At 70.5% G+C, this 12235-nt stretch carries 8 protein-coding genes; all 8 read right to left on the bottom strand.

Annotation, left to right across the window (positions count from 1 at the left end; all coding sequences use genetic code 11):
• Positions 1 to 2: 2 nt before the first annotated feature.
• The 8 genes from gap to uvrA all read right to left on the bottom strand — a co-directional run bounded on the left by gap (position 3) and on the right by uvrA (position 12098).
• Positions 3 to 998 (bottom strand): type I glyceraldehyde-3-phosphate dehydrogenase, encoded by a 996-nt coding sequence (gene gap / locus JI751_RS08985; RefSeq protein ID WP_201935586.1) that lies wholly within the window; start codon positions 996 to 998, stop codon positions 3 to 5.
• Between the two features lie 284 nt (positions 999 to 1282).
• Positions 1283 to 2269: a DNA-binding protein WhiA gene (gene whiA, locus JI751_RS08980; RefSeq protein WP_201935584.1), complete on the bottom strand. Its 987-nt coding sequence runs from the start codon at positions 2267 to 2269 to the stop codon at positions 1283 to 1285.
• Positions 2270 to 2343: 74 nt separating this feature from the next.
• Positions 2344 to 3312 (bottom strand): gluconeogenesis factor YvcK family protein, encoded by a 969-nt coding sequence (locus tag JI751_RS08975; RefSeq protein WP_201935582.1) that lies wholly within the window; start codon positions 3310 to 3312, stop codon positions 2344 to 2346.
• Between the two features lies 1 nt (position 3313).
• Positions 3314 to 4180: an RNase adapter RapZ gene (gene rapZ / locus JI751_RS08970; RefSeq protein ID WP_201935580.1), complete on the bottom strand. Its 867-nt coding sequence runs from the start codon at positions 4178 to 4180 to the stop codon at positions 3314 to 3316.
• Positions 4181 to 4183: 3 nt separating this feature from the next.
• Complete coding sequence (uvrC, locus tag JI751_RS08965) at positions 4184 to 6160, bottom strand: excinuclease ABC subunit UvrC (protein ID WP_201935579.1); 1977 nt, start codon at positions 6158 to 6160, stop codon at positions 4184 to 4186.
• A gap of 60 nt (positions 6161 to 6220) precedes the next feature.
• Complete coding sequence (locus tag JI751_RS08960) at positions 6221 to 8389, bottom strand: hypothetical protein (RefSeq protein ID WP_236665845.1); 2169 nt, start codon at positions 8387 to 8389, stop codon at positions 6221 to 6223.
• Between the two features lie 145 nt (positions 8390 to 8534).
• On the bottom strand, positions 8535 to 9002 hold the full coding sequence (locus JI751_RS08955; RefSeq protein WP_201935577.1) for a Rieske (2Fe-2S) protein: 468 nt from the start codon (positions 9000 to 9002) through the stop codon (positions 8535 to 8537).
• 42 nt (positions 9003 to 9044) lie between these two features.
• A complete protein-coding gene (uvrA, locus tag JI751_RS08950) occupies positions 9045 to 12098 on the bottom strand; it encodes an excinuclease ABC subunit UvrA (protein ID WP_201935576.1) in 3054 nt (1017 codons plus the stop codon).
• Between the last annotated feature and the right edge of the window lie 137 nt (positions 12099 to 12235).

Raw genomic sequence — 12235 nt, 5'->3', positions numbered from 1 at the left:
CGTCAGAGCGTCGCGCCGATGTGGCCGATCAGGTCGACGAGGCGGTTGGAGTAGCCCCACTCGTTGTCGTACCAGCCGACGACCTTGACCTGGTTGCCGATCACCTTGGTGAGCGGTGCGTCGAAGATGCACGACGACGGGTCGGTGACGATGTCGGAGGACACGATCGGGTCGGTGGAGTACTTGAGGAAGCGGCCGTCGGCGGCCTTCTCGATGATCGCGTTGACCTCCTCGACCGTGGTCTCGCGGCCCGCCTCGAAGGTGAGGTCGGTCGCCGAACCGGTCGGGACCGGGACGCGTACGGCGTAGCCGTCGAGCTTGCCCTTCAGCTCGGGCAGCACGAGGCCGATCGCCTTGGCGGCACCGGTGGAGGTCGGCACCAGGTTGATCGCCGCCGCGCGGGCGCGACGCAGGTCCTTGTGAATGTTGTCCTGGAGGTTCTGGTCGGCGGTGTAGGCGTGGATGGTGGTCATCAGGCCCTTGACGATGCCGAGCTCGTCGTTGAGCGCCTTGGCCATCGGGCCCAGGCAGTTGGTCGTGCAGGACGCGTTGGAGATCACGTGGTGCGCCGAGGCGTCGTAGTCCTCGTGGTTGACGCCCATCACGATGGTGATGTCCTCGTTGGAGGCAGGCGCGGAGATGATGACCTTCTTGGCGCCGGCGTCGATGTGGGCCTTGGCCTTGGTCGCGTCGGTGAAGAAGCCGGTCGACTCGACGACGACGTCGACGTCGAGCTCGCCCCACGTGAGGTTGGCCGGGTCGCGCTCGGCGAACGCGGCGATGGTCTGGTCGCCGACCTTGATCGACGAGTCGTCGCTCGACACGTCGGCGTCGAGGCGGCCGAGGATCGAGTCGTACTTGAGCAGGTGCGCGAGTACCGCGTTGTCGGTGAGGTCGTTGACGCCGACGATCTCGATGTCGGCGCCCGAGGCGCGGACGGCGCGGAAGAAGTTGCGGCCGATGCGGCCGAAGCCGTTGATGCCTACGCGAACGGTCATGGGTGCTTGTCTCCTTGGGTGGGGCCTTCAGTGACCCCGTGGACGATCTGGCCTTTGGTGACCGAAACCGACCCTATCGGTTGCGGATGGGGGCTTCGAGCGCAGTCTCCCGCGGTACGGACAGGTAACTTTGGATCGTTCCAAGCCTCGGGACGAGCGTCACACGGACGAGTCCCTGCAAGCGGGCTTTGCACCCGAGATGCCTGCTTGTCGGCCAATATCTCGGCCGACAAGGAGGCAGGTCCCCGGATATCCGGGGACTTGCGGGCGAGATGAGCGCGACGTCAGCCGTCCTCGGCGAGCATCTCCGGCGTCAGCGACGCCTCGGTGTCGGGGATGCCGAGCTCCTCGGCGCGCTTGTCGGCCATCGCCAGCAGGCGACGGATCCGACCGGCGATCGCGTCCTTGGTCAGCACCGGGTCGTGGAGCTGGCCGAGCTCCTCGAGGGAGGCCTGCTTGTGCTCGAGGCGCAGGTGACCGGCCTGGCGCAGGTGGTCGGGGATCTCCTCGCCGAGGATCTCCAGCGCGCGCTCGACCCGGGCACCGGCCGCGACCGCCGCACGGGCGGAGCGGCGCAGGTTGGCGTCGTCGAAGTTGGCCAGCCGGTTGGCGGTGGCGCGGACCTCGCGGCGCATCCGGCGCTCCTCCCACGCCATGAGCGACTCGTGGGCGCCGAGGCGGGTGAGCAGCGCGCCGATGGCGTCGCCGTCGCGGATCACGACGCGGTCGACGCCGCGGACCTCGCGCGCCTTGGCCGAGATGCCGAGCCGGCGGGCGACGCCGACGATCGCGAGGGCGGCCTCGGGGCCGGGGCAGGTGATCTCGAGCGACGAGGAGCGACCCGGCTCGGTCAGGGAGCCGTGCGCGAGGAACGCACCGCGCCATGCGGCGACCGCGTCACAGCCGCCGCCGCTGACGACAGCCGGGGGCAGGCCGCGCACCGGTCGGCCCCGCTGGTCGAGCAGTCCGGTCTGGCGCGCGAGGGCCTCGCCGTCCTTGGTCACGCGCACGATGTAGCGACTGCCCTTGCGGATGCCGTTGCCCTGCACCATGACCACGTCGGAGGGGTGGCCGTAGACCTCGGCGATGTCCGTACGGAGCCGGCGGGCGGCCGCCCCGGTGTCGAGCTCGGCCTCGACGACGATCCGGCCGCTGACGATGTGGAGCCCTCCGGCGAAGCGGAGCATGGAGGCGACCTCGGCCTTGCGGCAGCAGGTCTTGGTGATCTGAGTGTTGGCGAGCTCCGCCTTCACCTGTGCCGTCATTGCCATGGTCGGAATCCTCGCATGCGAGTCAACGACCCTCGGCCCCGAGATGGGCCGGGACAGGCCGACGGCGACGGGGCTCAGCCCTCGTCGACGATGCGCCCGAACGCGGCGGCCAACCGGTCGGGGTCGTGCCGCGGCTCACCCGGCACGGCGATGTCCGCGACCACGAGCCGGGCGCCGCGATCGGCGACCACCTTCTCGAGCCGGTCGCGCTCGCCGGCGACCGCCGAGGAGTCCACCAGGACGGCGTGGACGCTGAGGTCGGGCGCGTGCTCGAAGAGCACCGCGAGGTGGTCGGCCGGCCCGAAGCCGGTCGTCTCCCCCGCCTGTGCCTCGAGGTTGAGCACGACGATGAGCCGGCCGTCGGTCTCGGCGAGCGCACGTCGGAGCCCGGGCACCATCAGGTGCGGGATGACCGAGGAGAACCACGAGCCCGGCCCCAGCACGACCCACTCCGCGGCGCGGATCGCCTCGACGGCCTCCGCGCAGGCCTCGGGGTCCTCGGGGACGAGGGCGACCGACTCGATCTGACCGTCGGTCGTGGCCACCTCGACCTGGCCGCGCACCACCGTGATCGCGTCCGGGTCGGCAGGATCCGCGCCGCGCACCCGCGCCGAGATGTCCATCGGCGTCGTCGCCATCGGCAGGACCCGCCCGTGGGCGCCGAGCAGCCGGCCGACCCAGTCGAGCGCACGCACGTGGTCGCCCATCAGCTCCCACAGCGACACGATCAGCAGGTTGCCCGTCACGTGCCCCTGCATCTCGCCGTGCCCGGCGAACCGGTGCTGCAGCACCTCGGCCCACGTGCGGCCCCACTCGTCGTCGCCGCAGAGTGCGGCAAGGGCCATCCGCAGGTCCCCCGGAGGCAGGACGCCGAACTCGCCCCGCAGCCGGCCCGACGACCCGCCGTTGTCGGCGACCGTCACCACCGCGGTGAGGTCGTCGATCGTGAGGTCGTCGTGGAGCCGGCGCAAAGCCGACAGCGTGGCGAAGAGCCCGTGCCCGCCGCCCAGGGCGACCGCGGCCTGCGCGGTCCCGCGAGCCACGTCACTCCCTGCCGAGGTCGCGGTGGGCGGTGCGGACGGCGTAGCCGGAGTCGCGCAGTCGCGCGGCGACCGCCTCCGTCATGGCGACGCTGCGGTGCTTGCCGCCCGTGCAGCCGACGGCGACCTGCATGAACCGCTTGCCCTCGAGCTGGTACCCCTCGGCGACCGTGCCGAGCACCGGGAGGTACTGCTCGAGGAACGTGCTGGCACCGGGCTGGGACAGCACGTAGTCGGCCACTGCCGGATCACGACCGTTCTGCGGGCGCAGCTCGGGGATCCAGTGGGGGTTGGGCAGGAACCGCATGTCGGCCACCCAGTCGGCGTCCACCGGGATGCCGTACTTGAAGCCGAAGCTGATGACCGTCACCTTGAGCCGCGTCGACGCCTCGCTCCCGAAGAGCTCGGTGATCCGGTCCTGGAGCTGGTGCACGTTGAAGTTGGAGGTGTCGAGCAGGACGTCGGCGTCGCCGCGGATATCGGCCATCACGTCGCGCTCGCGCTGGAGGCCGTGGAGCAGGCGACCGCCGCCCTGAAGCGGGTGCGGGCGGCGCGCGGCCTCCTGACGGCGGACCAGCACCTCGTCGCTCGCCTCGAGGAACAGCAGGGTCGTCGGCCGGCCGGTCACCTGCTGGTGCCGGTTGGCCTGGAGCGAGTCGAAGAACGAGCCCGAGCGCACGTCGACGACCACCGCGATGGGCTGGTCGACGCCGCGGCTGTCGTCGACGAGCCGTACGACGTCGCGCACCAGCGTCGGCGGGAGGTTGTCGACGACGAAGTAGCCCAGGTCCTCGAGCTCCTTGGCCGCGGTGCTGCGTCCCGCGCCGGTCATGCCGGTGACGATCACGAGCTCGCCGGGAGTCGGGTCCACGAATCAGTCCTCCAGGATCTCGCCGGTGGCCGTGTTGACCTTCGGCTGGGCTGCAGTCTTGCGGGTCGCGTCGGCCTTCGCGACCGCTTCCTTGATCGCGGTCGCGGTGCGGGGACCGATGCCGGGCACGAGGGCGATGGCCTCGGGCTCGGCCTCGCGCAGCTTCTTCAGCGAGCCGAAGTGCTTGAGCAGGGTCTTGCGCCGCACCTCGCCGAGGCCGGGCACGTCGTCGAGCATGCTCTCGACCATCGACTTGGAGCGACGGCCGCGGTGGTGGGTGATCGCGAAGCGGTGCGCCTCGTCGCGGATGCGCTGGAGGAGGTAGAGCCCCTCGCTGGTGCGGGCCATGATCACCGGGTCCTCCTCCCCCGGCAGCCACACCTCCTCGAGCCGCTTGGCCAGGCCGCACACGGGGATGTCGTTGACGCCGAGCTCGGACAGCGCCTGCTGGGCGGCCGCCACCTGCGGCGGTCCGCCGTCGACGACGACCAGCGAGGGGGCGTACGCGAACTTGCGGGGGCGGCCCGTCTCGGGATCGACGAGCATCGGACCGGAGTCGGTCGCGACCGTGGTGCTCCTGGCCTGCTCGTCCTGGAGCCGCTTGAAGCGCCGGGTGATCACCTCGTGCATCGACGCGACGTCGTTCTGGCCGTCGACGCCGCGGATCACGAAGCGGCGGTACTCGGACTTGCGGGACAGGCCGTCCTCGAAGACCACCATCGAGGCGACGACCTCGGTGCCCTGGAGGTTGGAGACGTCGTAGCACTCGATGCGCAGTGGCACCTCGTCGAGCCCGAGCGACGTCTGGATCTCCTCGAGCGCCCGGTTGCGGGTGGTGAGGTCGCTGGCGCGCTTGGTCTTGTGCAGCGCCAGCGCCTGGGCGGCGTTGGTCGCGACGGTCTCCTGGAGGTCCTTCTTGTCGCCACGCTGCGGCACCCGGATCGCGACCTTGCTCCCCCGCCGCTCGGAGAGCAGCTCCTCGAGCACGTCGTGGTCGGGCGGGAGCGCCGGGACCAGCACCTCCCGCGGGATGCTGTCGCTGCCCTCGCCACCGTAGAGCTGGAGCAGGAAGTCCTGGACGAGCTCGGGCGTGCCGCCCTCGTCGGTCCGGTCGGCGACCCAGCCGCGCTGGCCGCGGATCCGGCCGCCGCGGACGTAGAAGATCTGGACGGCCACCTCGAGCGGGTCCTCCACGAGGGCGATCACGTCGGCGTCGGCACCGTCGCCGAGGACGACGGCCTGCTTCTCCAGCGCCCGCTCCAGCGCGCCGAGGTCGTCGCGCAGGCGCGCGGCCTTCTCGAAGTCGAGCGCCTCGCTGGCGGCGTACATCTCCTTGCGGATCCGCGCCATGAACGGCTTGGTCTGGCCGCCCATGAAGTCGCAGAAGTCGTCGACGATGCGGCGGTGCTCCTCCTCGGAGACGTTGCCGACGCAGGGGGCCGAGCACTTGTCGATGTAGCCGAGGAGGCAGGGCCGGCCGATCTGACTGGAGCGCTTGAAGACGCCGTTGGAGCACGAGCGCATCGGGAAGACGCGCAGCAGGATGTCGACGGTCTCGCGGATCGCCCACGCGTGGCTGTAGGGGCCGAAGTAGCGGGTGCCCCTGCGCTTGGCGCCGCGACCGACCATGACGCGCGGGAACTCGTCGCCGACGGTCACCGCGAGCCAGGGGTAGGACTTGTCGTCGCGGTACTTCACGTTGAACCGCGGGTCGAACTCCTTGATCCAGCTGTACTCCAGCTGGAGCGCCTCGACCTCGGTGTCGACGACGGTCCACTCGACGCTGGCGCCCGTGGTGACCATCGTCGCCGTGCGTGGGTGGAGGTTGCCGATGTCCTGGAAGTAGGACGACAGGCGGGCGCGCAGGCTCTTGGCCTTGCCGACGTAGATCACGCGGCCCTTGGCGTCGCGGAACCGGTAGACCCCCGGCTGCGTGGGGATCGACCCGGGGGCGGGTCGATAGGAGCTCGGCGTGGCCACGGTCAAACCCTACGGGCGGCCCCCGACAGAGGGGGCCGCCCGGTGGGGGTCACGCAGACGTCACTTCTTCACCTTCGTGGCCCGCGACTTCGCGCTGGCCTTCTTGAAGCCCTTCTTCGTGCCGGTCACCTTGACCGCGATCTTCTTGCCCTTGAGCGAGCGGGAGATCCGGAGCTTCTTGCCGGTCGCGCCGCGGATGGCCTTCTTCCCTACGAACCACTGGTAGCGGAACTTCGTCCCGCGGGTCCACCCCGCGGTGCGGGCCTTGACCCGCTTGCCGACTTTGGCCTTGCCGCCGATCCTGGGACGCGGCGAGGCGAGCTTGCCGATCCGGACCTTCCTCGTCTCGTCCGCGAGGGAGTAGGCGCCCGTCTCGAAACCCGGCGCGCTGACGAGCTCCCTGACCCGGACCCTCTTCTTGAGGTCGCGGAAGGTGAGGCGGTAGGTCGACTTGCGGGCGCCCTTGATGAGCTTGCCGTTGCGGTACCACTTGTAGGAGAGACTCAGTCCGGGCGGCGTGGTGCCGAGGTCGCTCACCCAGTCGAGCCCGGAGGCGGTCAGCACCTGGCCGACCCGCGCCTTGCCGCTGATCGTCGCCCGCGACTTGGTGCCGCTGCGGTAGAAGAGGGTGGCCGGGGCGACCACCTGCGACGCGGTCGCCGTCGGGCTGGGATTGAAGCCGACCGCATAGCCGGTGGCGGTGACCCCGAGCGTGCCGCCCACCATGGAGAGGTTGGGGGTGAAGGTCGGCTCGTCCGCCTGCGGGATCGGCTGTCCGTTGAAGGTCCACTGGTAGCGCACCGCAGTGGCACCCGGAAGGCTGGCTGCGGCGCTCACCTCGGTCAGCGCGGCCGGCTTGGCGAAGCTCACCGAGCCGGCACCGAGGGAGCCGTTGGGTGCGGGCGAGCGGCTGATGGAGACGGTGGACGTGCCGCTGACCGCGACCCGCAGGGTGTTGGAGGCGTTGGCCCACGGGGCGTCGCCGGGACGCATCGCGCCCGTGTCGGCGGCCGCGCCGTTGGTGTCGATGAGGTAGGAGCCGGTGCGGTCGTCCTCACGCTCGACGACGACGCCCGTGCGGTAGGTCTGGCCCCGCACGACACCCGCGCTGTTGGCGGCGTACCAGGTGCCGGCGTCGGAGCCGCCCCCGTCGCGGTAGTCGACGAAGTAGCGCTTGCCGTCGTCGGGGTTGATGAAGAACACGCTCCGCAGGCCGGTGCCCGACGACCGCGGCGCGAGGTTCCACGAGCCGCCGCCCAGGCCGTCGACCGCCTCGCCGGCGGCGACGATGCCCTGCTCCATCCGGTAGACGGTGCCGAGCGAGGGGTTGAGGTAGTTGGACGGGCCTGCGCCCATCACCTCGTAGACGCCGCCGTACTCGCCGAAGCGGCTGTTGCTGTGCTGGAGGCTGAGGTTGTGGCCGTACTCGTGCTCCATCACCACCCGGAAGCCCGACCCTCCGTTGGCCTCGGTGATCACCGGACCACCGCTGGCGAGCGAGGTGCCGAGGCGGCCTCGCCCGGCCGCCTCGGTGCCGCCACAACCGTCAGGCACGACGACCACGAGGTGGTTGGGTGAGCCGCCCGAGAAGTCGACGCCCGGGAACGCCTGGCTCCCGACGCTGTCGGCGATGGCGCCGAAGCTGGCACCGTTGTTGGTCAGTCCGCAGTCGGTCGCCGATCCCGCGCCGGACGCGACCGGGACGACCCCGGTCACGGTGTTCCACGCGGGGATCAGGCCGCTCGACTCTCGCACCCAGTACTGCTGGGCGCCGGCGAGACCGTCGAGGATCTGCTGGTCGGTGAGGCCGATCGCCCCGAAGTTGGTCACCTTCGCGACGTAGGTGTTGTGGGTCGTCGGGCCGCCCGCCGGGGCGGCAGGGGTGGCCACGCGCGCGTCGACGACCTCGAGCGGGGTGCCCGAGGCGGCCGCGCGGCCGAGGGTCCGGGAGCGCAGTGAGCCGGTCAGCACCCGCCCGCTGCCGACGCCCGGAGCGGCCACCGTGCCGGTGAAGTGCGACAGCGGCTCGGCGGTGAAGCCCTTCGCCAGGTCGACCGTACGCCCGGAGGGCAGCAGCAGCGAGTAGCGGTCGGGATTGCCGTCCTCACCAGCGAGCACGACGACCGTGCCGCTGACGTCGACGGTGTCCCGGGCGGTGGCGGGCGCCGCTCCGGCGCCCCCCTGGATCGGCGCGACGAGCGCCGCGGTGACGGCCGCTGCCGTCGCCATGGTGATGCGTGATCTGACAGACCGACGTGACATGTCGTGCTCCCCCGTGTGCGCACGCACCGTCCGTCGGAGCGTGTCGGGGAGCATCATGTCTCATCGGACCGACGCTCAAACCTCCGACATGGTCCGAGGTCTGCCGGGATGCCTACGCCTGGGTGATCGAGTCCCCGTCGACCGTGATCTCGACGGCGGCGAGCGCCGAGCTGGCCGGCCCGGACTGCGGCGAGCCGTCGTCGAGGGAGAACTTGCTGCCGTGGCACGGGCACGGGATGTCGCCCTCGGTGCTCGACTCGACGATGCAGCCCTGGTGCGTGCAGACCGCGGTGAAGGCCTTGAAGTCACCCTCGGTCGGCTGGGTCAGCACGATCTTGGAGGCGGCGACCACGAAGCACCCGCCGACGGGTACGTCGGAGGTGCTGGCGAGGGCCGTGGCCCCAACGCCCGTGGACCCGGTGTCCTCGCTGGACGTGGAAGGGTCGTCGCTCGGGCTGCTGGTCGAGCCCGCGTCGGTGGCCGTCGACCCGGAGTCGTCACCGCACGCGGCGAGGAGGGGCACCCCCACGGCGACAGCGGCGGATCCGGACAGGGCTCGTCGTCTGTTGATGGACGTCATGCCGCCAGACAGTAACCAGCCGACCTGTGAGGATCCTGTGACTCAGGCTTTCTTGGCCGCCGCCTTCTTCGCAGGAGCCTTCCTCGGAGCAGTCTTCTTCGCGGCAGTCTTCTTCGCGGCCGTCTTCTTCGCCGCCTTCTTGGCAGGAGCCTTCGTCGCCTTCTTCGTGGCGCTCGTCCGGGTCGGCGCGGAGCTCGCCGCGGCCGCTCGACGCGGGCGTCCCGGCTGGCGGGCGCCACGACCCTCGAGGATCGGCTTGAGGAACGTGCCGGTGTGGCTCTCCTCGACCGCGGCGACCTCCTCGGGCGTGCCCTCGGCGACGACGTAGCCGCCGCGCGACCCACCCTCGGGACCCATGTCGATGAGCCAGTCGGCGGTCTTGATGACGTCGAGGTTGTGCTCGATCACCAGCACGCTGTTGCCCTTGTCGACCAGCCCGGAGAGGACGTGGAGCAGCTTGCGGATGTCCTCGAAGTGCAGGCCGGTGGTCGGCTCGTCGAGGACGTAGACGGTGCGACCGGTCGAGCGCTTCTGGAGCTCGCTGGCGAGCTTGACGCGCTGCGCCTCGCCGCCGGAGAGGGTCGTGGCCGGCTGCCCGAGCCGGACGTAGCCGAGACCGACCTCGCCGAGCGTGTTCATGTGGCGGGCGATCGCAGGCACGGCGGCGAAGAAGTCGGCGGCCTCCTCGATCGGCATGTCGAGGACCTCGGCGATCGTCTTGCCCTTGTAGTGGACCTCGAGCGTCTCGCGGTTGTAGCGGGCGCCGTGGCACACCTCGCACGGGACGTAGACGTCCGGAAGGAAGTTCATCTCGATCTTGATGGTGCCGTCGCCGGAGCACGCCTCGCAGCGCCCGCCCTTGACGTTGAACGAGAAGCGGCCCTGGAGGTAGCCACGCATCTTGGCCTCGGGCGTCGAGGCGAAGAGCCGGCGGATGTGGTCGAAGACGCCGGTGTAGGTCGCCGGGTTGGACCGCGGGGTGCGACCGATCGGCGACTGGTCGACGTGGATGACCTTGTCGACGTGCTCGAGCCCGGTGATCTTCGTGTGCCGCCCCGGGACGGTGCGGGCGTTGTAGATCTGCTTGGCCAGCGACGTGTAGAGGATGTCGTTGACCAGCGTCGACTTGCCGGAGCCGGAGACACCGGTGACGGCGGTGAAGACGCCGAGCGGGAAGCTCACGTCGACGTTGCGCAGGTTGTGCTCGCGGGCGCCGTGGACGGTCAGCTCACGACCGACGGTGCGCGGGCGTCGTACGGCCGGCACGGGGATCTCGCGGCGACCGGACAGGTAGTGGCCGGTCATCGAGTCGGGGTGCGCGAGCAGGTCCTCGACCGAGCCGGAGTGGACGACCTGGCCGCCGTGCTCGCCGGCCCCGGGACCGATGTCGACGACCCAGTCGGCCACGCGGACGGTCTCCTCGTCGTGCTCGACGACGATCAGCGTGTTGCCGAGCTCCTTGAGCCGGAGCAGGGTCTCGATGAGCCGCTTGTTGTCGCGCTGGTGGAGGCCGATGGACGGCTCGTCGAGGACGTAGAGCACGCCGACGAGGCCGGCGCCGATCTGCGTGGCCAGCCGGATCCGCTGCGCCTCGCCACCGGACAGCGAGCCGCTCGGCCGGTCGAGGGAGAGGTAGTCGAGACCGACGTCGAGGAGGAACCGCAGGCGCTCCTGGATCTCCTTGAGCACCCGCTCGCCGATCTGGCGCTCGCGCGCGGAGAGCTCGACGGTGCGGAGGTAGTGGGCGGTCTCGTCGATCGACATCGCGCAGACCTCGGCGATGTTCTTGCCGCCCTGGTCGCGCGCGCCGAGGGTCACCGACACCGACACCGGCTTGAGCCGGGTGCCCTGGCACGCGGGACACGGGACCTCGCGCATGAAGCCCTCGAAGCGCTCGCGGCTCGTGTCGGACTCGGCCTCCTTGTGGCGCCGCTCGACATAGGGACGGACGCCCTCGAAGGCGGCGTAGTAGGCGCGCTGGCGGCCGTAGCGGTTCTTGGTGACGACGTGGACCTTCGTCTTGTGACCCTCGAGCAGCGACGTGCGCATGTGCGGCGTCAGCTGGTCCCACGGGGTGTTGAGGTCGAAGCCGAGCTCCTCGCCGAGCGCGTTGATCAGGCGGAGGAAGTAGTCGGCGACGTGGGCGCCGCTCCAGGGCGCGATCGCACCCTCGCCGAGCGTGGCACCGGTGTCGGGGACGACCAGCTCGGGGTCGACCTCCATCTTGGTGCCGAGGCCCGAGCACACCGTGCAGGCGCCGAACGGGGAGTTGAAGGAGAACGACCGGGGCTCGAGGTCGTCGGTGTCGATGGTGTGGTCGTTGGGGCACGCCATCTTCTCCGAGAACTTCATCTCCCGGCCGGGGTCCTTGGCGTCGAGGTCGACGAAGTCGAACACGACGAGCCCGCCGGCGAGGCCGAGCGCGGTCTCGACCGAGTCGGTCAGGCGGCGCTTGGACGAGTCCTTGACCGCGAGGCGGTCGACGACGACCTCGATGGTGTGCTTGAGCTTCTTGTCGAGCGTGGGCGGCTCGTCGAGGCTGTGGGTCTGGCCGTCGACGCGCGCCCGGCTGAAGCCCTGCTGCTGGAGCTGGCGGAACAGCTCGACGTACTCACCCTTGCGGCCCCGGATGACGGGCGCGAGGACCTGGAAGCGACGACCCTCCTCGAGCGCGAGGATCCGGTCGACGATCTGCTGCGGCGTCTGCCGCTCGATCGGGGCGCCGCACGTCGGGCAGTGCGCGCGGCCGGCGCGGGCGTAGAGCAGGCGGAGGTAGTCGTAGACCTCGGTGATGGTGCCGACCGTCGAGCGCGGGTTCTTCGAGGTCGACTTCTGGTCGATGCTGACCGCGGGGCTCAGGCCCTCGATGAAGTCGACGTCGGGCTTGTCCATCTGGCCGAGGAACTGGCGAGCGTAGGCCGACAGCGACTCGACGTAGCGGCGCTGGCCCTCGGCGAAGATCGTGTCGAAAGCGAGGCTGGACTTGCCCGAGCCCGAGAGGCCGGTGAACACGATCAGGGAGTCGCGCGGGAGGTCGAGCGAGACGTCCTTCAGGTTGTGCTCACGGGCGCCCCGGATGATGAGCTGGTCGGCCACTGTGGTCCTCTGTCTGGTCCTCGACAACGAGCTGTGGTGGAGTCGAACACATGTTCGTCTCGACGGCGTCCCCCGGTCAAGGCGACGCACCGCTCCACACTATGACCCACCACCGACAACGGGCCCATCGTCCACCC

The organism is Nocardioides baculatus (genome assembly GCF_016735675.1).
Classification (GTDB): Bacteria; Actinomycetota; Actinomycetes; order Propionibacteriales; family Nocardioidaceae; genus Nocardioides; species Nocardioides baculatus.
This window is presented reverse-complemented; position numbering and strand designations above follow the sequence as displayed.

Bases quoted from the DNA above. Each gene is read 5' to 3' on its own strand.
- gap (WP_201935586.1), bottom strand. From the start codon at position 998: ATGACCGTTCGCGTAGGCATCAACGGCTTCGGCCGCATCGGCCGCAAC.
- whiA (WP_201935584.1), bottom strand. From the start codon at position 2,269: ATGGCAATGACGGCACAGGTGAAGGCGGAGCTCGCCAACACTCAGATC.
- JI751_RS08960 (WP_236665845.1), bottom strand. From the start codon at position 8,389: ATGGCGACGGCAGCGGCCGTCACCGCGGCGCTCGTCGCGCCGATCCAG.
- JI751_RS08955 (WP_201935577.1), bottom strand. From the start codon at position 9,002: ATGACGTCCATCAACAGACGACGAGCCCTGTCCGGATCCGCCGCTGTC.